Below are 24,444 nucleotides of genomic sequence, written 5' to 3' on the forward strand. Positions count from 1 at the left end.
TACCCCCACACTTACCCCCAACATACCCCAATGACTACCGAAGTAGAAGCCCCGATCGACGCCGTTGTTGTCGAGATTATCCCCACCGCTAAACTGGCCGAAATCCAGCCAGATACCGACGAACTGGCGACCGTCAACGCCACTGATGCCGGGCTGGCTGTATTGCTGGCCAAGGCCGAGGAACTGGCCGCCATCGGTGCGCCCGACAAAGCCAGTTACGATCATATCCATGCCGTCACAATGGTAGCCGTTAAGGTGCGGACTGGGGCCAAAAAGCTGGCCAAGGAACTGGCCGCTCCCCATAAGGACGAGTATGACAAGATTATCGGCGAAGGTGAGCGAATCGGAGCCGAAGCCAAGAAAGCGGAAGACCTGCTGCGGCCGATCAAAGAAGACTACGAAGAATCGGAGAAACGGCGCAAAATAGCCGAGGCCAAAGCCGAAGCCGATAAGATTCAAAGCCGCATTTCGTCGCTGATTCGGCAGGGCGCTACCTACGAAGCAGGCAGCTACCTGCTTGGCGACGTGGTAATCGATAACATCGAAGTGCAGGCCGCGACCGATGAGGTATGGCAAACCCTATTCACGTCAGTCGTTGTCGAGGCTGAGAAGATTGCCGTAGCTCAGCGCGAAGCCGAAGCAAAGAAACAGGCTGAAGCCGAGGCGCTGGAAAAGCAACGTCAGGAGCAGGAAAGGCAGCAACAGCTACTTGATGCGCAGGCCAAGAAGCAGCGGGAAGAGGCAGAGGCGCAACGTGTAGCGATGGAAAAGCAACAGGCTGAACTACGTCAACAGGTGCTGGATATGCGGCTCGAGAAGCTGACAGGGCTGGGCTGGGAGACTAACGGAAAACGGGTTTGGTATAGCGAATATGCATCTTACCCACACACCGACATAGTTAATTGGTCGGCAACTGCCTTCTCTGAGATGGTTGACCAATTCTGGGCGTGGGAAAACGAACGGATTGGCAAAGCCGCCGCCGCCCAACGCGAACAGGAAGAAATCGCCGAACGCGAACGGCAACTATCGACCCGATTCCGTGAGCGGTCGGCGTTGCTGGTTGCTGAAGGTTGGCAGTGGGATGAAGAAGGCGACGTGTGCAGCAATGGTCAGGCTTGGAGCATCACACTGGAAGACCTGCGCGACATTGATGACGAAGGTTTTAACAACCTGCTGGCCGGTTTCCGTCAGTGGGTACTCAATCAGGCCGAAGCCGCCAAACAGGCCGAAGCTGATGCCAAAGCAAAGCAGAAAGCCGATAAGGAACGGGCAAAGCGGTTGAAGCCTGATAAAGACCGCTTGAGCAAATGGTCGGCCAATCTGGCCAGCTATACCCTTGCTGTCACGAATCAACCCGAAACGACGGAGTTGCAAAATCAATTCATCGTTCGACTGGCGGCACTGGCTCAGGAATTCATCGAAGAAGTCGAAGCCCTGTAGACTATGGCCAGAGAGGTAATTACCTATGGCAACGTCACAAAAGGCAAACTGTCAATTGTCGAGCGGGCTCAGTTTCTGGACTCGCTTGGCAATTGGCAGGACTGCGAAGTAGAGCTGATTGTCAAGAAGATCGAGCCGCACCGCTCGAATCCCGCCAACCGCTACTACTGGGGCGTTGTCGTCAAGATTGCCCGTCAGGTCATCAACCTGGAACTGGGCGAATACTACAGCCGCGACAAGATCCACGAGATGCTCAAGGCTGAGTGCAACACCGTCGAACATGATACCCAATCCGGCCGCATGGTCATGGTCGTGCGCGATACCCACGACATGCCGCATTCTGAATTCTGCGAGTACGTTGAACGCTGCCGGTTCTGGCTGCTCAACTTCTGGGGTGCCGATACACCTGACCCTGTTAAGATACTGACCACAAAAGACGCACTACCGATATGACCACCATTAACAGCATATCGGGTGGCAAAACTTCGTGCATGATGTCTCTTGAATTTCCCGCCAACGTTGATTTGTTCGCACTCGTTGAGCAGCAATCTAGCATCTACAAGCCCGAATCAAGGTGGTGGAAATCGGAGGCCCAGCAGCAAGCATTTGCCTGGGTACGGCAATTCAGGTCAGGATTTTGGTGCACGGCTGAAGATGACAATACGCTGATTTGCCTTCACGAGGTAAGCAAGCTGCTGCACTCTCGCAGTACACATATTAACTATGGCGGCGACAGTTGTGGGCTTGTGATTACAGCGGCCGGTAACTTCTCGGGCCTTACTAACCCACACGGCAAAAAAGCCAGTCTATTCGATGACTTCGATACCTTAATTTCTCAGCGCAACTACCTGCCTAATGCCAGAAAGCGGCTATGTACGCAGTTCCTGAAGGTAGAAAACATCTACCATTGGTGCGCCTGGAATTATCCCAGCGAACATATACAGATGCGGATAGGCTTTCGGGCTGATGAAATTGAGCGAACGATTAGACTCTATTTTAAGCAGGTGCCGATTAAGCACAGAAAGCCGAACCCTGACTATGACTTGACAACCTCATTTAAGCGGTGGCGATTGCCGACGTACCTAGTCCGTTGGTGGGAAATATTCGACGTTGAGGACATGGTTCGACAGGGCATACTGATTGAGAAGCCGACGCCCTTCAACGTGGTTTGCGGCATAGATTACCGAACGCCCGAGTTTCCCTTCATTGAACACGGCATAACGCAAAGCGAAGTTGTACGCTATTGGCGTGGCCGATACGATCGGTTCCCGTTCCCTGAAATCAGTAATTGCGTTGGCTGCTTTCACCACCGGGTTGAGCAATTACAAAAGCAGTGGACAAACCCTGAGAATTGGGGCAAAATGGAATGGTACGCCAGGGAGGAAGAGCGAACTGGTAAGCTATTTGGCAAAAATCACAGCTATCGGGAAATATCAAAGATGCCCGTTCAGCAAGCAATTGATTTCAACTCATCATGGACCTCCTGCGATAGTGGAGGTTGCACCGACTAAACAGCATGACCTACACCGAACACCAATACAGGACCGAACTCAAACGCTACGCCAACAGCGACCTGAGCGAATTATCAGGCAAGCCACGATTCAACGTCAAGCCTGAAACGATGGCATTCGGCACGGCCTTTCACACGATGACTCTCGAGCCTGACAAACCTGTTGAGGGCTGGGATTTGCTGACCGCTCCACAGCAGTGGCAACTATGCAGTATGTGGGGTCAGGTGATGAATGATGAAAGTATTGCACCACTACTGGCCAAATCAGAACACGAACAGGTACGTTGCTGGGACGACCCGATTACTGGCCTACCGCTCAAGGCAAAGATCGACGGCTGGCTGGATCGTGGGCGATATGTACATGTAATCGACTTGAAGACCACCTCATGTCGATCTGAAGACGAATTCATAAAGACGTGCCAGGATTACAACTACGACCGGCAGGGCGCATTCTACCTGTCGAGCGATCAGCGGGCAGCGTACTTCTCGATCGTCGGTGTGCAGAAGCAGCCGCCGTATCAGGTATGGCACCACCGCTACCACATCGACAGTGACTTCATTCAAACTGGCATGAAGAAAATGCGCTACCTGCTGGCGCTAGCCAAGGAAGAGGCAGACAAACCGAACGGATGGCGCCCGAGCAGCTGGAGCCGAATTGAACAACAAGCCTAATCACACCAATCTATGTTACATCCATCAGACATAACTCTGACCGACGACTTTTGTGGTTGCGGCGGGTCGACCCAGGGCGCAAAACACGTACCTGGCGTCAAAGTAAAATACGCCCGTAATCACTGGCCGTTGGCGATCGAGAGTCACAATACCAACCATCCTGACACCGAACACGACTGCGTTAATCTAAGTGAGACGCATCCTGGCCGCTACGAACGGACGACTATCTACATTGCCTCTCCGGAGTGTACCAAACACTCACGCGCCGGCGGCCGTAAGCGGAAGAATCTGGGACAAACCGACTTATTTAAAAAGGGCTCACTGGATCCGGCCGCTATCAAAAGCCGGGCTACGATGTGGGACGTGGTAACGTTTGCCGAATACCACCGGCATGAGGTCGTTATCGTTGAGAATGTGGCCGAAATACGGGACTGGGAATGTTACGGCCCTTGGATTCAGTCAATGCACAATCTTGGTTACCTGCACGAATGCGTATACCTGAATGCTATGTTTGCTCACTCGGAGGAAATGCTGCATTTCGCCCCTCAGAGCCGAAACCGCATCTACGTCGTATTCTGGAAAAAGGGCAACCGGAAACCTAACCTCGACATTCGCCCAAAGGCACCCTGTTTGCGTTGTGGCGAGGTAGAGGCCATACAGACCTGGAAGCGTGGCTGTATCTCGAAGGACTACGGTAAGAATGGTGGTTACTTCTACCGCTGTCCGAACTGTCACGCAGAGGTATTGCCCTATTACTATGCGGCCGTGAACTGCATTGATTTTAGTTTGCCGATGATTAAGATCGGCGACCGGGCCGCTAATGGCATGTCAAAACTATCAGCGAACACTCTGGCCAGAATCGAATACGGGCTAAAGAAATTTGGACTCCGGCCGACCATCCTCGATCAGCGCAACCCATCGGGCAACCGCATTGCCACGCCTGCCGACCCGCTGCATACTCAGACCACGCAGAAAGCCTCTTACCTGTTTTCGCCTTTTTTGCTGGCTAACCGGGAAGGTTCGACGCCCCGAACGATGGCCGACGCTACCCATACGATCACGACGGGCAATCATGAAATGCTGATAGACATCGACCGGACATTTATTCCCATTCATCGGAACAATAGCTGGGCGGCTCACGCAACGGACCCATTATTGACTGTTTCGGCGGGAGGCATACATAGTAGCTTAGTGATACCGCCGTCGGCAATCTTAACGAGTCGAGGGACTCGCCACTTTGGCGGACAAACGGACCCGATGCCCACGCAGACCACATCTATACAGAATTGGCTAATGGGTACCGCGCCGTTTTTGCAGGCGTACCATAAGTCGCATCAGGCGGCACTGGCTACCGACCCGGTTTCGACCATTCCGACCCGTGACAGTGTAACGCTTGTCGAGTCGTACAATCAGCCCAATGTTGAGGACTGTTACTGGCGCATGTTCCAACCACATGAAACTGCAGCGGCTCAGGGCTTTCCTACTGACTATATAATTCTAGGGTCGAAAGACAAACAGCAGATCCAGATCGGTAACGCCAACCCACCGCCCACGATGGAACTGCTGGTACGGCGTTGCGTGGAATCGCTGGTATAGTAATTCAGATTTTGCGCTATATTTATGCAGGGAACATTATAACCAATTCCCGCGAACTCTAAAGGAGACGAATACCCGACTGGCTCACGAGCCCAACGAAGGCAGCCGCCATCTATCTGCTTTCAAAACTCACCCCTGTATTCTGGTACAAATTGCCCGACAGGCTTGAGCTAGTATTAAGTCTAATGGACTTTGTTGAATTCATCTCACGATATCAGCAGTTCTTTAGACCATAAGAAAAAGCCCGCTACAATTAATTGTAGCGGGCTTTTTGTGCCCCGTTAAGCCCAGATTAAATAACTGTAAAGTATGTTTTGACTGCCCGCAATTGAGTATTTTTATAACTCAACAGTACACAGATACAATGACTGAATTGCAAGATGAAGTAACGATGTTAAAGCCTGAAGCGCTGCTAAAATTCAGGCTTTACGAATCGGTAGACCGGAGCCAGTCCAGGGAATTCGGGGAGCCGGTTTGGGTCGATCAGATGACGGCCCTCAGTTCATCCTATGGCTACGGTACCAAACACACCATCGAGTTTCCAAGAGGGGAGGAACAGTCAGGTACGTACATCTCAGCAATGCTGCCACACCTGCGCCGCATTGATCACGAAGCCAGGCCCGGCGTAAAGACGATCGAATTGACCGTTTTTCTGGCTCCGCTCGACCTGTTTGCCTTCATGACGCCGCTCGATGACAACCAGGTCAACATTGCTTACAGCAACCCGATTTAGCAGGCTGTCGCCTCTACGTACGCCCCTAAAAAACAAATACCCCGTTTCTAGGCCAGAAACGGGGTATTCTATTAATGAATCTTAAGCCGAATAATTCAGGACGTTTAGAATGCGATCCAGGTCTTCCTGCGAGGTAAACGGTATCTTGATTTCACCCGTGTGCTTCTCATCGGCCTTGATAACCACTTTGCTGCCAAACATTGATGAAAGCTTGAATTGCAGGCTCCGCATCTCTTGTTTGGGAAGCGTTGTTTTCCGGGCAGGGCCATTGTCGTCGGCCATCGAGAGATTCCGTACGGCTTCTTCTACTTTGCGCACCGACCAATCTTCTTCAATGATCTTGTTGAAGAGTTTGATCTGCGTTTCCGGGTTTTCAATGTTGATAATTGCCCGGGCGTGCCCCATCGAAATGCGGGTATCGCGCAACGAAGCCTGAATAGCAGGAGGAAGCTTCAGCAGCCGAATGTAATTGTTTACTGTGGTGCGGTTCTTACCCACGCGCTCGCCCAACTCCTCCTGTTTCAGACTGCACTCGGTGATTAGCCGCTGATAAGAGAGGGCAATTTCGATCGAGTTCAGGTTTTCACGCTGAATGTTCTCAATCAGGGCCATTTCCAGCATCTGCTGGTCGTTGGCTGTGCGTACGTAGGCCGGAATATGCAGCATGCCAATCAACTTGGAGGCCTGCAGACGGCGTTCGCCCGAAATAAGCTGGTAATGGTCTTTACCGAGCTGCCGAACGGTGATGGGCTGAATAATGCCCTGAACGCGGATCGAATCGGCCAGTTCGTTAAGGGCTTCCTCATCAAACCGGGTACGTGGCTGAAAAGGGTTCGTTTCGATCTGATCGAGACTAATCTCGGTCATGGTACTGATCGATTCATACGGCGATGGCTTGGTTTGCTGCCGCCCGTCGCTGTCTTGCAGCAACGCGCCAAGCCCCCGGCCAAGGCCCATCATTTTATTGTTTTTAGGCGCACCCGCCTTTGTATTGGTCGTGTTCATCAAGCAATGAGTTTGATGTTTGGTGGTTGTCGTTCGAGGCTCCTTCAAGTGCGCAACGTCGAACGACAACGACTAAACGGTCTCTTGTGGCATGAGGCCATTTTTGGCCAGAATCTCGCGGGCTAAATTCAAGTAGCTAATGGCTCCTTTGCTATCAGCATCCTGCGCCAGCACGGGTACGCCAAAACTTGGCGATTCGCTCAGACGGATGTTCCGGGGAATAATGGTGTGAAATACCATTTGCTGGAAGTGCGAAGTTACCTCACCCACTACCTGATTCGAGAGACGCACCCGTAGATCATACATTGTCAGCAGAATGCCTTCAATGGCCAGATCCGTATTCAGCCTCGACTGAATGATTTTGATCGTGTTTAGCAGCTTGCCGAGACCTTCCAGCGCAAAATATTCACATTGTACCGGAATGATAACAGAGTCAGCAGCGGTCAGGCTGTTAATTGTGATCAGACCAAGTGAAGGCGAACAGTCGACGATGATGAAATCGTAGTCATCCCGAATCTGGTTCAACGCGTCCTTCATCTTGTCTTCCCGACTTTGCAGGTTGATCATCTCAATTTCGGCCCCAACCAGATCAATGTGCGAGGGGAGTAGATCGAGATTCGGAAAGTCGGTCTGAATGATGGCGTCCCGCGTCTGCACATCTTCGATCATGCACTCGTAAATGCTGTTTTCGATTTCCTTGGGGTTGTAGCCCAGCCCGGAAGTGGAGTTCGCCTGTGGGTCAGCATCGACAATCAGCGTTCTGAATTCTAAAGCGGCCAGACTGGCAGCCAGGTTAATCGTTGTTGTGGTTTTACCGACGCCACCCTTTTGGTTGGCAATGGCAATTACTTTACCCATGGGTTTGTGCGTTGCAGTCCCAAAGATGCCGGAACCAAGCTAGCTTTCCAAGAAACGTTTCACGAAAATGTTTCACAAAGAAACCGGTTTGACGTTTTGGGACTGGTGTTTCAGGTTGCGCTACCCGCTAATCGACTGGTAAACAAGCAACGCAACCTCAAAGCTCAAACCAAAAACGTCAAACTAAATCAGGCCCACACCTTGGCTCCTTCGGTGCAGTTGCGGCACATCTCGATCTCGGCCCTGTTCTGAATAAGGGTTTGCCGGAAGCGGCGGTAGGCATCGCTAAACCACACCTCGGTAAAGCTGTGGTCCTGTAACGTACCTAGCTGGTGGTCGGCGTCTTTATCGAAGCAGCAGGGCACGACACGGCCATCCCAGGTCATCACGCAGGAGTGCCACATGCGCCAACAGTGGTCGAGCAGGGCGTTTTTGATGCCAAACGTACCGTCGGGTCTGGGAGCGTAGCGGCTGTATTTCTCGATGGTCGGCATCAGATCAGACCCGTGTTCATAGTCGTAAATCTGCGCCGTTTTTAGTTTAACCTCGTCGACCCCCAACTCGCGGGCTAACTGATGCACTTCAGCGATCTGATGCTCGTTGGGTTTTACCACCAGAAACTGGAAGATCACGTGCGGCGTCGCGGACTTCAGTTCTTTTTTCCACCGAATCAGGTTACGGGTTCCTTCAAGCACTTTGTTCAGGTTGCCACCCACACGATACTGCTCGTACACTTCCTGCGACGTACCATCAATCGAAATAATTAGCCGATCAAGGCCCGACTCGATGGTTTTACGTGCATTATCGTCGGTCAGGTAGTGAGCGTTGGTGCTCGTGGCCGTGTAAATTTTCCGGTCGGCAGCGTAACGCACCAATTCCAGGAAATTGGGGTGGAGATAGGGCTCCCCTTGGAAATAAAAAATCAGGTACAATAAGGTATCGTGCAGCTCATCGATCGTCCGTTTAAACAGGTCGACGCCCAGCATGCCGGTGGGCCGTGTGAATGAGCGCAGGCCGCTGGGACACTCCGGGCAACGGAGGTTACAGGAGGTCGTTGGTTCAACAGACAGCGATACTGGTAGGCCCCGCTGGTTGGGCAACCCCGACTGCCGCGACGCATAGAAACTGGTCAGCACGCGTACGGCGTTGGCTATACGCCGGGGTGTAAGTTTACTGGCAAAGTTCAGGCCGTCGCGGGTACGTCCCCAAAGAGATGAACGAGTCATATACGTAAAGATACGACCCGACCTCTATCGGTGTCATAAACCAGAGCTAAAGGGAAAACAAAGAAGGTATCCGCCAGGAGCAGATACCTTCAACGAGTACAACAAAACCACAGTCCGATGAGCCATAACCGGGGCTACGAACACCACCTTAGTCTGTGGGTTTGTCGTTATATTTTAGTTCAGAGCTGAAGTGTTAAGTAAATCGCTGTGGCCGGGGGCGTCAATCGCCGTTCAGCCAGCGTGCCAGAAAAGCTTGTTTACTAAGCGTCGATCAGGAACTCATCGTGCTGGCTGATATCGAGGCCTTCTTTTTCGTCGGCTTCCGATACACGCAGGGGTAGGATGAGGTCGGTTACTTTCAGCAGCAGCAATGACATACCAAAAGCGAAGGCTGATACGACAACCAGTGCAATTACGTGGTTGGTGAATAGTTTAGTGAAACCATAGGCCAATCCTTCATCGACAACAGCCGAGTTAACGCCTTTGCTGGCGAAGATGCCTGTCATCAGCATACCAACCATACCGCCAACACCGTGGCAAGGGAACACGTCGAGCGTATCGTCGAGCGTTGACTTAGAGCGCAGGTGAGCTACGAAGTTCGACACCATTGAGGCAATTGTTCCAATGAAGATAGCCTGTGGAATAGTTACGAAGCCGGCAGCAGGGGTGATGGCAACCAGACCAACAACGGCACCGATTGAGAAGCCCAGAGCCGATACTTTTTTGCCTTTGGCGGCATCGAACAATACCCAGCCTAAGCCAGCAGAGGCGGCAGCCGTATTTGTCGTTGCGAATGCAATGGCAGCCAACGGTGAAGCACCTACAGCCGAACCGGCGTTGAAACCAAACCAGCCGAACCACAGCAGACCTGTACCGAGCAGAACATACGGAATGTTGGCGGGTGGCAGGAAGTTTGCGTTAACGTGGTTCTTACGACGCTTCAGGTACAGGGCACCGGCAAGGGCAGCCCAACCAGCTGACATGTGTACAACTGTACCACCGGCGAAATCAAGCACGCCGAGTTTAAAGAGGAAACCGTCTGGGTGCCATGTCCAGTGTGCCAATGGGGCGTATACGAACAGGCTAAACAGGATCATAAACAGCACGTAAGACCGGAAGTTAATCCGCTCGGCCATTGAGCCTGTGATGAGAGCAGGTGTAATCACTGCGAACTTCAACTGGAAGAAGGCAAACACAACCAGTGGAATGGTTGCTGCCAATGACCACGGCTTACCATCGAGTACACCTTTGAACATCAAGAAGGTACGTGGGTCGCCCACAAAACCGCCGATTGAGTCACCGAAGGCAAGGCTGAAACCACAGACAACCCAGATAATGCTGATAACACCCATTGCCACAAAACTTTGCAGCATGGTAGAAATCACGTTCTTGTTACTCACCATACCACCATAGAAGTACGCCAGACCGGGCGTCATCAGCAGCACAAGGGCAGCAGCCATAAGCATCCAGGCGGTATCGCCGGAGTTGATGCCCTCAGTTACGATCGAGGTAGGCACCGATGGACTGAGGACAGCCCAGAGGCTGATAGCCAGCAGAATAAGCAGGGGAGCAATTGCGGGTTTTTGCATGACAGAGAACTGGTTTTGTTGTAGAAAGAGTCAATTTAGAACTTGAAGATGGCCGCCATACCCAGAGTAGCCTGGCTTGGGCTCAGCGTGCCGTCGTTCAGTTCGAATTTATTAGCAGAATAGGTATCGACCCGGAATTCAGGCTTCAGCAACAGGTGACCACTTGCAGCTGTGATGTTGCCCGTAACCGTGATTGAGTTTACGCTGGCGCCGGCACCCGACGCATCTGTCAGGCCACGCACACCGCTCTTATTATCGAATGATTCGTACCGGATACCCAACCCGAACGTGTCGGTAAAGGCGTAATTCGAATAAATGGCTGCGCCGCCCCAGTTCTTCGAGGTTTCTGGTCCGCCATAGCCTTGGTAATCACCTTTTTGTGAACCAGCTGCTGCATTGAGGCCCAGGAAGAATTTAGACGTAACCTGGTAGGTCGTGGTTAAATCGAAGAGCGAGTAGCTGGCGTTGTCGGCTGATACGGCGATACCTGTGCCTGTAGTAGTCGGAATATCTTTCGATGCTTCGTTTGAGACAATGGCATTCAGGTAGACGTTCCAGTTTGCCGCAGGTGATACAAACAGCTGGCCGATCAGACCTTTCTTTTTGTTGTTATCAATCAGGTTATCAACGTTGTTGACCAGACCCAGCATCAGGTACGCTTTGTCGCTGAACGCGTATTGCGCTTTCACACCGATGTGGTAGAATGGACCGTTGTTGAAGAGGTTAGACAGCGAATAGTTGTAGTTAACTGGCGCGTCGATCACTTCGTAGCCGATGTGCGTACCGAACTGACCGGCTGTGAATGATAATTTGGGTGTGGCTTTGTAAGTAATGTAGGCTTGTTTGATAGCCAGAGCCGTTGATCCCTGACCAAGTGGACCAACCAGGTTACCATAGTTGCCCAAATCGGCATTGGGACCAAACGTCAGGTCCATAACCGCATCGACTTTATCTGCTGTATAGACGGCTTTTGCCTGCACGAGGCCGAGCGCAAATTGACCGGCTTTCTGGTCAAAGGCCCGGGCAGTGCCTGCATTTTCTCCGTTCAAGCCGAGGTTAGACTGGCTCCGTGGATTATTGAAGTTACCGAAGTAATAGGTGTCTAAGTAACCTGAAAACGTGAATTTGCCGGTGTCTTCACCATCCGCTTTAGGTTTTACAGCAGCAGGTAAAGCCACTTTAGGCTGATCTGCCGACGACTTCGCCACACTGGTTGTGTCGGTAGCGTTTGCCGCAAAAGCTGAACTTGCTAAAAATGTAAGTAAAAGTGATTTTTTCATGCTGTTTGTTTTGTTAGACTCGTTAATGGTAGCGGTTAGATTCTGTGCAAATTTTATCTAACAATTTGGCCAATGCAAGGTTTAACCATCCGTTTGTTGGCAAAACGGGCATGAAACTGAAAGATTCATTAAATAATAATATAAAATAAAGCCAAATGTCTAAGTTTGGTTGGCTGATCAGGTATTTATAATATATTCTGCATTTGAGTCAAATAACAAAATATTATACTGATATAAAAATAAGCTAAATTCTTCTGGAATTGAGTCAATGCCTAGTGCCGTTGCCTAAGAACAGGAAAGCCCCGACAACTTGCCGGGGCTTTCCTGTTCTTAGCCTAATTCGCCACTAAGGCGAGTAAGTGGTTGGCGATGTAGTGCAGTCAGTACTAGGCTACTTTACAGCGCACACCGTCCATTGTACGCAGGGCGTTCAGCAATGTATTGGCCGGGAAAACGCGAATCGTTCGCGACAGCAGGTTAACTTCTACTGGTTCTTCCGGGTCTTGCACTTTCATCGACAGCGTACACGTGCCTGGGTGAGCCTTCACCAACTCGTTGATGGTGTTGATGAGTTCTTCACTCAGGTGGGCCAGATTGATGGTGATGGCTAATTCTTTGCACATCTTCTCCCGAATCTCGCTCAGGTAGCGGATGTTCGTAGGCTTGAACTCCAGTTGGTCTGAGTTCCAGCGGTTTTGTGTTTTTCCGCTAACGTGCAGGAAAAGCCCTACTTCAACATACTGCGCCATACGGGCATAGTCATCCCCGAAAAGGGTCATCTCCATCGAGCCTTGGTAATCCTCCAGCTTAAAGATCATGAAGGGGTTCCCGTTTTTGGCAATGCGCGTCTGCACCGCCGACACGATACCGCCAATCTTTATGTCGGGGGCATTGGTCTCGTACACTTTATCCAGCGTACAGTTGCAGAAACCGTCCAGTTCAACCTGAAATTCGTCGAGCGGGTGACCGGTGATGTAAAAGCCAACTACGTCTTTCTCGTATTTCAGTTTTTGAATCTGGTTCCAGATGGGAACAAACGGCGGTTTGGGCCGGGGCATAGCTACGTCGTTCCCGGCGCCGCCCCCGAAGAGCGAGACTTGCGAAGCGGCTTTCTCGGCATGGTGGGTGTTGGCAAACCGAATGATCTTCTCGATAAACGTTGCACTCTCGCCTGCAACCAGTTCAAAGTACTGCGCCCGGTGAACCGTTTCGTCGAGGGTATCAAATGCACCGGCGTAGGCCAGCGATTCAATAGTTTTCTTGTTTACCGTGCGCAGGTTCACCCGAATGATAAAGTCGAAAATATCTTTATACGGCCCGTTCTGGGTACGTTCGGCAATGATATTTTCCACTGCAGCATCGCCCGACCCTTTGATGGCCCCGAGGCCAAACCGGATTTCGCCTTTCGTATTCACGCCAAATACCCTCTCCGACTCGTTCACGTCGGGGCCCAGTACCGGAATGTTAATGTTCTTACATTCCTCCAGGAAGAAGGTGATCTTTTCAATGTTGCCCAGGCAGGAGGTCAATACCGCCGCCATGTACTCCGAGCGGTAATGTGCCTTTAGCCAGGCGGTCTGGTAAGCCACAAAGGCGTAGCAGGTTGAGTGCGACTTGTTGAAGGCGTAGGAAGCGAAGGCTTCCCAGTCGGTCCATACCTTGGCGCAGGCTTTCAGCGGCAGTTTATTGGCTTCGCAGCCGTCCATAAACTTACCCTTCATTTTGTCGAGCGTGGCGCGGTCTTTCTTCCCCATCGCCTTTCGCAGCACGTCGGCATCACCTTTGGTGAAGTTGCCGAGCTTCTGCGACAGGAGCATTAGCTGTTCCTGATACACCGTGATACCATACGTGTCGGCCAGGAATTCCTCCATCTCCGGCATATCGTACGTCACCACTTCGCGGCCATGCTTCCGGTTAATGAAGTTCGGAATGTACTGAATTGGACCGGGGCGGTAGAGGGCGTTCATGGCAATGAGATCCTCGAAGCGGTCAGGCTTCAAGTCCTTCATGTACTTCTTCATCCCGTCGGATTCAAACTGAAAAATGGCGTTTGTTTCCCCCCGCTGAAACAGTTCGTACGGCTTCGGGTCATCGAGCGGAATGGCGTCGATGTCGATAATCAGCCCGTAGTTCTGCTTAATTAGCCGCAGGCATTCTTTAATGATGGTGAGGTTTCGCAGCCCCAGAAAGTCCATCTTAATAACCCCCGCATCTTCAATTACCTTGCCCTCATACTGGGTAATGATCAGGTTGGTATCTTTCGATGTCGACACCGGAACGATGTCTGACAGGTCGCTGGGAGCAATGATGATGCCTGCCGCGTGAACACCGGTATTTCGTACCGTCCCTTCGAGTCGACGGGCCTGTTGCAGCACGTTTTGCACCTTCTCGGTGTCAATCAGCTTCATGGTCCGCCCGGTTCCCTGATCACCCGATTCAAGGGCGCGCATCTTCCGAACGTTTTCTACTTCATCGGGTGATATGATGTTCGATAAGCCACCGGGCCCATCAATCGGATCTTCGAAAATCCGCCTCAGGGTCATGTTGTACGTTGGCTTGTCGGGCACCAGTTTAGCCAGTGCGTTAGCATCGTTGAGGGGCAAATCCATTACCCGCGACACATCCTTGATGGCCGATTTTGCCGCCATGGTGCCGTAAGTAACAATCGCCGCTACCTGTTGCTTGCCGTACTTGTCAACCACGTAATCGATCACCTTCTGACGCCCTTCATCGTCGAAGTCAGTATCGATATCGGGCATCGACTTCCGATCGGGGTTCAGGAAACGCTCGAACAGGAGATTGTACTTGATTGGGTCGATGTTGGTGATTCCAATGCAATAGGCCACCGCCGATCCCGCCGCCGAACCACGCCCGGGGCCTACCATTACGCCCAGATCACGTCCGGCTTTAATAAAGTCGGCTACGATGAGGAAGTAACCCGCAAAACCCATTGTGCGGATGGTAAACAACTCAAAATCGAGGCGTTCCTGTACCTCCTGCGAAATGTCGACGTACCTGGCTTTGGCTCCCTCGTAGGTCAGGTGTTTCAGGTATTCCCACTGATTCATCACGTCGTCGGCATGCTGCTGAAATTCCTTTGGGATCGGGAAGTTGGGCAGCATAATGTCGCGTTTGAGCTTCAGCGTGTCGACCTTACCCACAATCTCGTTGGTATTGTCGATAGCCTCGGGCATGTCTTTAAACAGCGTGCTCATCTCCTGCGTGTTCTTGAAGTAGAACTGATCGCTGAAAAAAGCAAAGCGCGTGTTTTTGGGCATGGCCTCGTCGTCGCTGAACTCCTTCATCGATGGCGTGCTCTGCTTTTCGCCGGTGTTTACGCAAAGCAGAATATCATGGGCCACCCAGTCGTCCTGATCTACGTAGTGCGAATCGTTGGAGGCGATAATTTTAACGTTGTACTTTTTGGCAAACTTGACCAGCACCTCGTTAGCCTTGATCTGATCGGGAATCTCATGGCGCTGTAGTTCGACGTAATAGTCTTCGCCAAACCGATCGAGCCACCATTTGAATTCGATTTCGCCTGCTTCTTCCCCCTTTTTTAGAATTGTTTTGGGAACCATGGCCCCAATGCAGCAGGTCGATGCGATAAGGCCTTCTTTATACTGCTCAATCAGCGCCTTCGTGATGCGAGGGTATTTGCCATAGAGCCCCTCCATATAGCCCAGCGAGCAGAGCTTTACCAGGTTTTTGTAACCGGTAGCGTTTTTTGCCAGCAACAACTGATGGTATCGGACGTCTTTTTTCTCTTTGGTAAACTGCTTGATGTGGTGATCCTCAACCACGTAGAATTCACAACCTACAATGGGTTTGATGCCCTGCTTGGCGGCCTCGGCCACAAACTCGAAGACGCCGAACATATTGCCGTGATCGGTGATGGCTACCGCAGGCATATTATCTGCTTTAGCCTTCTTAATCAGCTTCTTAATGTCAGCCTGTCCGTCGAGCAGCGAGTACTGAGTGTGGCAATGGAGGTGAGAGAACTGCATAAGATGAACAAAATAGTGGTCTAAAAATAGCCCTTTCTACACCGAGAAAGGCAGCAGTTGCGTGGATATTTGTCTGGTAGTAGTGTAACAGATTGAAAAACAACGGTAGACTCAATGCCTGCACATGCGGTTACCGTGTTTTATCTATAGACATCCCTATCTGATCGCCTTTAGTAAAGCATTGCTGTTCTGGTCAAGGTTAAACGGACTTTTATTGAAGTAAGGTTCTTGGCACACGTCGATTGCTGTAAAATGTAGATATTGCCTCTTCGCTTTTACTAGCCACGGTCAGATACGTACAACCCCTTCATCAATTCATGCCTTATTTTATACTTCATACTAATTCGCTGATGGCACTCAGCCTGGCGTTGGTGATGGGTAGTATGTGGATCTTTGTGTTACGGTCGCCCACAAAGACACTGACGCGTAACTGGTTGATGATGTTTTATCTATGTCAGTTAACTTGGCAGATCAGCGAAATCTTTCATTACGCAGTTCACCCAGACTACATTGGCAGTCTACCCTATAAACTTCTACTCACGTGTTGGACATTCCCGGCCCTCGCGCTGGTCGAAATAGCGTTTATTCAATTCAACTACGTATTCCTGAATGATACGTTCCCCAACGAACGACGGATTGTTCGATTCCTGTCGTTTGGCCTCGGTACCTTACTATGCCTGTTTACGGTCTGGAACGAGTTCTATAATGACAGCAACCTGAACCACCTCAACTTCGCCGGGTTTCTATACGGCTCACTCACCAACGTGTGGGCCCTCATTGTGTGTATTCGAAAAGCCATTGCGCTAAGAAATCACCACCCGCAAATTGCCATAGGCATTCGGTGGATGACGGCAGTCAACGTCATCTTTGTTGTGATGTGCCTCGTTGTCATCTCTGTTGGTTTTTATTCCAAGATTGGCTACTGGACCTACTCTACGTTGCTTTGGTTTGGCAACTTAGCCGAGATTATTGTGTATCTGGTCTTCTCCGCCATACCCACTACCCTGAAAGTCAAACAGATAGGCTTTGCGCAGATCATTGTTGCGTCGATTTTACTGACAGTTATGCTGGTGTTCTGCCCGCCGGTCGACATTCTTAATTTACCTGCACGTCTGGCTCAGCAGGATAGCCTGCTGAAAATCGCGTTGCTAATAATTGGCACGGCGGCCATCAATTTCCTGCTGTTGCCCCGGCTGATCAACGCTACCCTGACCCAGCCTGTCCTACGTTTACTCGATGGGGTACAGCATATTAATGCTGGTGATTTAACGGTACAGGTCGTGCAGACAACGCAGGATGAGGTGGGAGTGCTCACGCAACATTTCAATCAGATGACCCGCTCACTCTATGAAGCTCGCACCGAACTGACTCATTATGCCCAGACTTTGGAAGACCAGGTAGCCGACCGCACGGCCGAACTCCTGGCCGACAAAGCCCGCATTGAAGAACAGTCGGAACAGTTGCAGACAGTTATGCGCGAATTGCATCACCGCGTGAAGAATAACCTGGCTATCGTGTCGGGCTTGTTAAGTCTACAATTGAATCGGCTTGAAGACGAGCAGGCAATCAAGGCGTTTCAGGAAGGGCAGCGCCGTATTGAGGCTATATCGCTGATTCATCAGCGTTTATACCAGTCCAATGAATTAACCGCCATTCATATGGGTCAGTTTCTGGAAGAGTTGACAACGGGCATCATGCAGGCGTATGGATACTCAACGCAGTCGGTTAATCTGGCCATCAATAGTGACGTAGATGTGCTGGATATTGATATGGCTGTTCCAATAAGCCTGATTATCAATGAGCTGCTAACCAACTGTTTCAAATATGCGGTGCCCAACGTACCCAGCCCAAGTTTGTCGATTTCGTTGCTCAAGCAGAAAGGGTTGCTGCTAGAGGTAGCAGATAACGGTCCCGGCATCAATATCGACCTTTGGAACAAACCCACTACCTCCTTTGGCAAACGCCTGATTAAGGGGCTCAGCGAACAAATTGGGGGCACGCTGTTGGTTACAAATCTGGCGCTGGAAATCGAGGCTAAAGCGGTGCCCACCCGGCTGGCAATGAGTACTACACAGCACCAGACGGGCGCTAACGAAAGCCAGGGAACCCTATTTCAACTGCATATCCCGGAGCTCAAAACCGTGCGCTGAGTCGCGTGGATAGGTGCGCCATCACGTCCCTAAAAAGGTCTTTAGCGGTGACTCAGTAAATCGATAATTGCCGGTGCTGACAGTTTTTGTTGTTCACCACTTACCATGTTCTTAACCGACAGCAGCCCCGACTGTACTTCGTCTGAGCCAATGAGTACTACGTACGGAATCTGCTTCTGGTTAGCATAATCGAGTTGCTTTTTCACTTTGGCCAGATCCGGGTACAGTTCGGCAGGTACGTTGGCGGCGCGCAACTGACTCAGTAGGGGTAAGGCCAGTGCTCGTCCCTGTGCGTCGAAACAGGCGAGTAATACCTGCGTACCCTGACCTGCCGAAGCGGGGAACAGCTGGAGTTCGTCCATCACGTCATAAATGCGGTCTACGCCAAACGAAATACCCACGCCCGATAGGCCTGGCATGCCGAACGTACCGGTGAGATTATCGTAGCGACCACCTCCGCTGACGCTGCCAATGGAAACGCCGTTGGCTTTAACCTCAAAAATAGCGCCCGTATAATAAGACAGTCCCCGAGCCAGTGTTACGTCAATTTCTACCCGTGAATCGGCTAAACCCAGCCCATCAGCTAGTTGTAAGGTCTCGTCAAGCTCGGCAATTCCCTGCTGCGCCAGAGCCGACTGAGCCAGCCAGGTACGTAGACTGGCGAGCACATCGGCAGGTAGGCCGTTAATGGTAAATAGGGGCTGAAGAGCCGTAATATTCTCGTCGGTAAAGCCCCGTTCGCGCAATTCGTCGATTACTTTTTCCTGCCCAATCTTATCCAGCTTGTCAATAGCAACGGCCAGTGTGCTCTCTTCGCCCGGCCGACCAATAGCTTCAGCAATGCCTGCCAGAATCTTGCGGTTATTTACCTTTAGGGTGAAATTTCTTACGCCCAGATTCCGAAACACCTCATGAACCATGAGGACAATTTCGGCTTCACAGAGAAGCGAATCAGTACCTACTACGTCGGCGTCGCATTGGTAAAATTCGCGGTAACGGCCTTTTTGAGGTCGATCGGCGCGCCAAACGGGTTGCATCTGATATCGCTTGAAGGGCATGGGCAACGCGTGCCGATTCATGACTACGTACCTGGCAAACGGCACGGTCAGGTCATAGCGCAATCCTTTTTCGGCGAGGCGGGGGGTCAGTTTTTTGCTGCCCTGGGCTAGATCCGCTTCGGTGAGGCCCGCCGAAAAATCGCCTGAATTCAAAATTTTAAATAAGAGTTGGTCACCTTCGTCGCCATACTTACCGGTCAGCGTCGAGAGGTTTTCCATGCTGGGTGTTTCGAGGGGTTGGAACCCAAAACGGCGGAATGTTTGCCGGATGGTATCGAAGATAAACAGCCGTTTGCTCATCTGCTCCGGCCCAAAATCGCGCGTCCCTTTAACAAGTGATGGTTTCATGCCACAAAGGTACGGCGGCGTTCGGAATGGCCGCAGAAAGACCTAAACGAGATAAGCGCATTTTTAGAACCATTCGATTCCGCGTAGCTTTGTGATTCGTATTGTGCTTCGGTAGCGAGTCAGAAAGATGAGATTACTCCTGAGGTGTTCGTGTCGAAAAAAGCCAAGTCAATCCTAAGTAATGCTTTTTAACTCCCTTCATTTCCTACTGTTCTTTCTGTTTACGACGCTGGCTTACTTCAGTTTGCCCTTGCGCGGACGGTGGGTATTGCTGCTCGTAGCCAGCTGCTATTTCTACATGGCGTTCATTCCGGTTTACCTGCTCATTCTGGGCTTGGTCATCGGAATTGACTACGTGGCTGGTATATACATCGAACGATCCGAAGGGCCACGAAGGCGGTTGCTACTGATCATTAGCCTGATTGCCAACGTTGGGCTACTCGCCTTTTTCAAGTACTACGATTTTTTCCACGTACAGATTACGACCTTTCTGGCCACGTTCGGGCTGTCGCATTCGGTGCCTATGCTGGGCGATCTGATTCCCGGCATTGTGCTGCCTATCGGTTTGTCGTTTCACACGTTCCAGTCGATCAGCTACACCATCGAGGTGTACCGGGGTAACCAGAAAGCCGAGCGTAACCTCGGTGTGTATGCGCTATACGTCCTGTTTTACCCGCAGTTGGTGGCGGGACCGATCGAACGGCCACAGAATATTCTGCACCAATTCCACGCCTTCCAACCTTTCGACTGGACGCGTGTACGCTACGGATTGCTCATGATGGCGGGTGGTTTTGTCAAGAAAGTGGTCATTGCCGACCGAATGGCCCTGGTGGTTGACCCGGCTTTCCGGCATATCGACACCTCAAACGGTTCGACGCTTCTGCTGGCGGTCGTGTTTTATTCTATCCAGATCTACTGCGACTTTTCGGGCTACACCGACATTGCGATTGGTGCGGGGCAAGTGCTGGGAATCAAGATGATGAAGAACTTCGATACCCCTTATCTGGCTTCGTCGATCTCTGATTTCTGGCGGCGGTGGCATATCTCGCTGTCGAGCTGGTTCCGCGACTATGTATATATCCCCTTGGGGGGCAACCGCGTGTCTACCAATCGAACGTACCTAAACACGCTCATCGTTTTTGGGCTGAGCGGGCTATGGCACGGTGCCGACTGGAAGTTCATCATCTGGGGTCTTCTGCACGGTATCTACCTGATTATTGGCCAGGTATGGACAAGACGTCGGCGAGCCGATACGCTGGAAGTAGTGCCGGTAAAATCGCAGATTAAAGGGCTGGCAGTACATCGCGTAAATCAGCTGCTCACCTTCGCGCTGGTAACGTTGACGTGGGTGTTTTTCCGGGCCGCCAGCACCAGCGATGCCCTGGTTGTGCTGGGCAAACTGTTTACCGTTGATTTTTCGGAGCCTGTGCAAACAACTGTGTCGGTGGTTGAACTGGCTTTTTGTGCCTTTTTGATTGGTAGTCTGTTGCTTGAACCTCGCTGGATTGCGTTCACGAAACGGGTTACGACCAGCCAGTTCTGGGTGCTCATTATCCTGCTGGCGCTGCTCTGCTATTTCTTTGGTGTATTCACAGCTAACCAATTTATTTATTTCCAGTTCTGATGAATAAATCAATGATTGTCAGTTTGGTACGTCTAGGGTTCATGGCTGCGTCGGGGGCATTGCTGGTAGTTGCACTCTCGCCGCCAATGCAGCGATGGCTGGATGCACATGGCTTCATTCCCAATCAGTACAGCTATGGTGATTTGTACAACATGGCCAATTTACCTGCTTTTAAAGAGACCGACATTGCAGCCAATGGCGACCTCACCGAAGCAGATAAGCCAGCTGTTCATTACCCCGATGTTGATCTGTACACACTCGGAGATAGTTTTACGAATATTGATACCAGCTTCTACGCCGGAAACCGCAATTTTCACCGCTGGGTGGGCAACAAGATTCCGCTGGAGGTAACGCTCGATACGACGAAAAAGAATGTCCTGGTTGTTCAGGTCATTGAACGGGTGCTTCAGGAACGCATGTACTCGCCGGAGTATGAGGCAATGTTTATTAACGGTGGGTTTGTTCCGAAGTCGGCCAACAGACAGCCAAATAAGCCCGTAGCAGTCGATGATAGCCCCGAAACGCCAACCCCGTGGCTATTGGCCCGTTTTGGCGAGCAGATCAATCAGCGGATCGAGTTCCTCATATTCAACAGTCCTCTCTTCGTTCGCTTCAAAGAAGCCAAGGCCGAGTTGATGCTAAATCTTTTCGGCCGAACTACCGGAACAGCTGTTTCGACCGATAGGAAGCATCTGTTTTATCAGGTAGAGGTCGATTCAACAACGAGTTATAGCTCGTTTTTCAAAATTTCAGATGCTCGTCTGGATACGGTGGTTACCAATTTCAATAACCTGCGTCGGCATTACCTGAAGATGGGATTTAATGAAGTGTATGTTTGCCTGGTGCCCAATAAAGTAACAATTCTTGAGCCAACCCGCGGAACGTATAATCATCAAATCGAGCGTATAGAAGCAAATCCCCGGTTCGAAGCCCCTATTATTACAACGATTGATACCCTACGGCAACATCCGGATTGGTATCATCTGGGGGACGGTCACTGGAATAAAAAGGGGAAAAAATTCTGGCTTAGGCAGGTCAATCAGGTGGCCGCTTCCTGGTCATCGAAAAAGTGACTGTACTGATTGCAGTTATACGGAAACTCACCGTTTCACCTCACAAAAATTCATAATGGACGTAAAAGATAGTAACGGAGCCCTGCTCACCGATGGCGATTCGGTCACGCTGATTAAAGACCTGAAGGTCAAAGGATCATCGACCGTTCTTAAGCGGGGTACAACGGTCAAAAAAATTCGCCTGACGGAAGACCCTGCTGAGGTAGACTGCCGAATTGGAGGAACAGCGATGGTCTTACGGACCGAATTTCTGAAGAAGGTGTAGGTGTAGGTATTACCGGGCAAAATTCAGGAGCAATGCCACTTTTTTGCCTGAAAATGCCTACTTTTGCGTTCCAAAAATTGAACCGACAATTAACGATATATCACAATGGGAGTTACCAAACTACTTCGGAAAGGCCGTAAAAACCGTGCTACCGCCAATAATGCAGTTAAAGCTATCAAGCAACTGACGCTTAAGCCAACGATCAAGAACGTTGACGTAGAAGCTATCAAAGCCTCTTTCGCTGAAAATAAGGCAGCTTAATTAATTAGTTTCAGCGGCGTTGCTATTCACCAGATCGGTAAACAGCAATGCCGCTTGACATATGAAACTACCGGTCAAGAGGCTCCGTCCCGTTTAGGTGACGGAGCTTTTCGTTTTTTATTGAATTCCTTCTGACGCCGCTTAATTTCTTGCCGGATAATCTGTCGGGTATCGATCATCACCCGAAACCGGATCGCGGAGCCGAAAATAGATAACCCGCCGTTGATCAGGATCAGGCTATAGGTCCCTTTCATAAACCAGCGGATAAACGGGGCCCCTGTTTGCATTTCATAGCCGGCACCGGTAAACACACACAAACCAAAGCCAATCAGCAACAGCCCCGCCGGGGCCATGATCAGCCACTTTGTGCGGGCACTCATGCGTTTAACCAACCGCTGTCCGGGCGGCTTTGGAGGATTGGCCATGCTACGTCGTTGGGGGATACTGTGGCGTAAAGAGCTGCAAAATACAGCGTTTCATTTACCCGTTGATGTCTGAAGGGGCTCCGTTGTGTTTTTTTGCTGAAATAGGTGAAACAATTCCCCCAAAAAGCCCAACCCATAAGCAGAAAGCTGAGTTACGGCCGCCTGCAAACTTAACCAGCCAATAGACAGGCTTTTCTCTTGTCGGCTCGCGTCTACGAAGACAAGTAACCCAAATAGCAGGTAAAGCCCGGCTACTGCTCCCCCCAGTGCGGGCCATAGCAGCCCGATTAGCGGCAGAGTGAGCAAGCCCAGCGTGAAGACGACGGGAAAGGTGTGAACGAGCTTTACCGGTATGCCAAACGACCGCTGGAGCTGTACCCGTGTTCGGCCGAAGTTGATGATCTGCCGGAAGAAGGCAGCCAACGTACCCCGCCGTTTGTGATATACAACCGCTTCGGGAATAAGACCCACCCGGTAGCCAAGCCGGATAAGCCGTGTGCTCAGTTCCATGTCTTCACCCATGTCACGTTTGGCAAAGCCGCCAGTTTCTGCAAACACCCGCCGGGAGAGACCCATATTGAATGATCTGGGCAGAAATATCCCCCCCACATTCTGCTTCTTTCCCCGAATGCCACCCGTTGTAAACACCGACGTCATGGCATAACTGATCGCTTTCTGAGTGGCCGAAAAGTCGGGACTAGCCCCGTCGGGGCCGCCAAATGCATCAAGGGGTGTGTGCTGTAGGTAGGTTGCTACAGTGGCCAGGTACGTAGGTGGCACAACGGCATCTGAATCGAACACGATGAAGTAATCGCCCTGTGCACGTTCGAACCCATAGTTGCGTGAAAACCCCTGCCCGGTATTTGGCTTATCGAAGTAACGTACCTGGAGTTTGTCCAGGTACGTTGCCACTATCTGATCGGCTTTCACGGTCGAGCCATCTTCAACAACCAGCACTTCAAAGTTTGTCAACGTTTGCCGGGTCAGGCTGTCGAGCAAATCTGCCAGCTCGTCGGGGCGATTATAGACGGGAATAATGACAGAGAAATTCATGCTCAATAGGGTGTATCCTGCAAGTAAGGTGGTTGAAGAATGGGTAAATCCTTACGGTTGGGGCGGTATTTTGTGAAAAGGCTGAACTGCCCGCCTTCGCGTAGCACTCGCCTGATAAGGTCTACGTCCACATTATCCCACCCCCAAGCCCATCCACTACCTAAATCCGGTTCGATGAGCAATCTTCTTTCAGATACGAGGAAGTAGGCCCTGTGCGGTCTACCGAAGCCGCTATGATCCGTGAATTTGTAGTCAACACGGAGTTCGGTGC

20 protein-coding genes are annotated in these 24,444 nt (G+C 51.1%); 11 read left to right on the forward strand and 9 right to left on the reverse strand.

What is annotated here, in order from left to right; translation table 11 throughout:
• Nucleotides 1-30: 30 nt before the first annotated feature.
• The 6 genes from F7231_RS04450 (at nucleotide 31) to F7231_RS04475 (ending at nucleotide 5,951) form a co-directional block, all read left to right on the forward strand.
• A complete protein-coding gene (locus tag F7231_RS04450; protein ID WP_166691041.1) occupies nucleotides 31-1,440 on the forward strand; it encodes a hypothetical protein in 1,410 nt (469 codons plus the stop codon).
• A gap of 3 nt (nucleotides 1,441-1,443) precedes the next feature.
• Complete coding sequence (locus tag F7231_RS04455; protein ID WP_166691042.1) at nucleotides 1,444-1,893, forward strand: hypothetical protein; 450 nt, start codon at nucleotides 1,444-1,446, stop codon at nucleotides 1,891-1,893.
• Nucleotides 1,890-2,951: a hypothetical protein gene (locus tag F7231_RS04460; RefSeq protein ID WP_166691043.1), complete on the forward strand. Its 1,062-nt coding sequence runs from the start codon at nucleotides 1,890-1,892 to the stop codon at nucleotides 2,949-2,951. The genes F7231_RS04455 and F7231_RS04460 overlap by 4 nt, the downstream gene beginning before the upstream one ends.
• Before the next feature lie 5 nt (nucleotides 2,952-2,956).
• The gene (locus tag F7231_RS04465) at nucleotides 2,957-3,622 is read left to right on the forward strand and encodes a PD-(D/E)XK nuclease-like domain-containing protein (protein ID WP_166691044.1); all 666 of its coding nucleotides are present in this window, start codon (nucleotides 2,957-2,959) and stop codon (nucleotides 3,620-3,622) included.
• Between the two features lie 12 nt (nucleotides 3,623-3,634).
• Nucleotides 3,635-5,218, forward strand: coding sequence for a DNA cytosine methyltransferase (locus F7231_RS04470; RefSeq protein WP_166691045.1), 1,584 nt, complete (start codon nucleotides 3,635-3,637; stop codon nucleotides 5,216-5,218).
• A gap of 364 nt (nucleotides 5,219-5,582) precedes the next feature.
• Nucleotides 5,583-5,951, forward strand: coding sequence for a hypothetical protein (locus tag F7231_RS04475; protein ID WP_166691046.1), 369 nt, complete (start codon nucleotides 5,583-5,585; stop codon nucleotides 5,949-5,951).
• Nucleotides 5,952-6,032: 81 nt separating this feature from the next.
• Here the strand turns inward: F7231_RS04475 and F7231_RS04480 are convergent, their stop codons facing one another.
• The 6 genes from F7231_RS04480 to dnaE form a co-directional block, all read right to left on the reverse strand.
• Nucleotides 6,033-6,956: a ParB/RepB/Spo0J family partition protein gene (locus tag F7231_RS04480; protein WP_085414501.1), complete on the reverse strand. Its 924-nt coding sequence runs from the start codon at nucleotides 6,954-6,956 to the stop codon at nucleotides 6,033-6,035.
• A 72-nt stretch (nucleotides 6,957-7,028) separates the two neighbouring features.
• Complete coding sequence (locus F7231_RS04485) at nucleotides 7,029-7,814, reverse strand: ParA family protein (RefSeq protein ID WP_085414500.1); 786 nt, start codon at nucleotides 7,812-7,814, stop codon at nucleotides 7,029-7,031.
• A gap of 188 nt (nucleotides 7,815-8,002) precedes the next feature.
• Complete coding sequence (locus F7231_RS04490) at nucleotides 8,003-9,040, reverse strand: radical SAM protein (RefSeq protein ID WP_085414499.1); 1,038 nt, start codon at nucleotides 9,038-9,040, stop codon at nucleotides 8,003-8,005.
• Between the two features lie 260 nt (nucleotides 9,041-9,300).
• Nucleotides 9,301-10,629 carry an ammonium transporter gene (locus F7231_RS04495; protein WP_085414498.1) on the reverse strand — a complete coding sequence of 443 codons (1,329 nt, stop codon included), beginning with the start codon at nucleotides 10,627-10,629 and terminating at the stop codon, nucleotides 9,301-9,303.
• 35 nt (nucleotides 10,630-10,664) lie between these two features.
• A complete protein-coding gene (locus tag F7231_RS04500; RefSeq protein WP_085414497.1) occupies nucleotides 10,665-11,909 on the reverse strand; it encodes a porin in 1,245 nt (414 codons plus the stop codon).
• 386 nt (nucleotides 11,910-12,295) lie between these two features.
• Nucleotides 12,296-15,916: a DNA polymerase III subunit alpha gene (dnaE, locus tag F7231_RS04505; protein WP_166691047.1), complete on the reverse strand. Its 3,621-nt coding sequence runs from the start codon at nucleotides 15,914-15,916 to the stop codon at nucleotides 12,296-12,298.
• Between the two features lie 317 nt (nucleotides 15,917-16,233).
• On the opposite strand from dnaE, the gene F7231_RS04510 reads away from it, so the two are divergent.
• Nucleotides 16,234-18,066 carry a sensor histidine kinase gene (locus F7231_RS04510; protein WP_166691048.1) on the forward strand — a complete coding sequence of 611 codons (1,833 nt, stop codon included), beginning with the start codon at nucleotides 16,234-16,236 and terminating at the stop codon, nucleotides 18,064-18,066.
• Between the two features lie 41 nt (nucleotides 18,067-18,107).
• On the opposite strand, the gene hisS is transcribed toward F7231_RS04510, so the two are convergent.
• Nucleotides 18,108-19,472, reverse strand: a complete 1,365-nt coding sequence (gene hisS / locus F7231_RS04515) for a histidine--tRNA ligase (protein WP_166691049.1) — start codon at nucleotides 19,470-19,472, stop codon at nucleotides 18,108-18,110.
• A gap of 181 nt (nucleotides 19,473-19,653) precedes the next feature.
• Here hisS and F7231_RS04520 point away from each other — a divergent pair, with 181 nt between their 5' ends.
• The 4 genes from F7231_RS04520 (at nucleotide 19,654) to F7231_RS04535 (ending at nucleotide 22,695) form a co-directional block, all read left to right on the forward strand.
• Nucleotides 19,654-21,096 (forward strand): MBOAT family O-acyltransferase, encoded by a 1,443-nt coding sequence (locus F7231_RS04520; protein ID WP_166691050.1) that lies wholly within the window; start codon nucleotides 19,654-19,656, stop codon nucleotides 21,094-21,096.
• A complete protein-coding gene (locus F7231_RS27690; RefSeq protein ID WP_166691051.1) occupies nucleotides 21,096-22,169 on the forward strand; it encodes a hypothetical protein in 1,074 nt (357 codons plus the stop codon). Before F7231_RS04520 ends, F7231_RS27690 begins: the two co-directional genes overlap by 1 nt.
• Nucleotides 22,135-22,434, forward strand: coding sequence for a zinc ribbon domain-containing protein YjdM (locus F7231_RS27570; protein WP_166691189.1), 300 nt, complete (start codon nucleotides 22,135-22,137; stop codon nucleotides 22,432-22,434). Before F7231_RS27690 ends, F7231_RS27570 begins: the two co-directional genes overlap by 35 nt.
• A 105-nt stretch (nucleotides 22,435-22,539) precedes the next feature.
• Nucleotides 22,540-22,695, forward strand: a complete 156-nt coding sequence (locus tag F7231_RS04535) for a hypothetical protein (protein WP_166691052.1) — start codon at nucleotides 22,540-22,542, stop codon at nucleotides 22,693-22,695.
• Between the two features lie 74 nt (nucleotides 22,696-22,769).
• Here F7231_RS04535 and F7231_RS04540 read toward each other — a convergent pair whose 3' ends face one another.
• The gene (locus tag F7231_RS04540) at nucleotides 22,770-23,120 is read right to left on the reverse strand and encodes a hypothetical protein (protein ID WP_085414490.1); all 351 of its coding nucleotides are present in this window, start codon (nucleotides 23,118-23,120) and stop codon (nucleotides 22,770-22,772) included.
• Between the two features lie 51 nt (nucleotides 23,121-23,171).
• On the reverse strand, nucleotides 23,172-24,173 hold the full coding sequence (locus F7231_RS04545) for a glycosyltransferase (RefSeq protein WP_166691053.1): 1,002 nt from the start codon (nucleotides 24,171-24,173) through the stop codon (nucleotides 23,172-23,174).
• Between the last annotated feature and the right edge of the window lie 271 nt (nucleotides 24,174-24,444).

Origin of the sequence: Fibrivirga algicola (assembly GCF_011742925.1) — a bacterium.
Taxonomy (GTDB): Bacteria; Bacteroidota; Bacteroidia; order Cytophagales; family Spirosomataceae; genus Fibrella; species Fibrella algicola.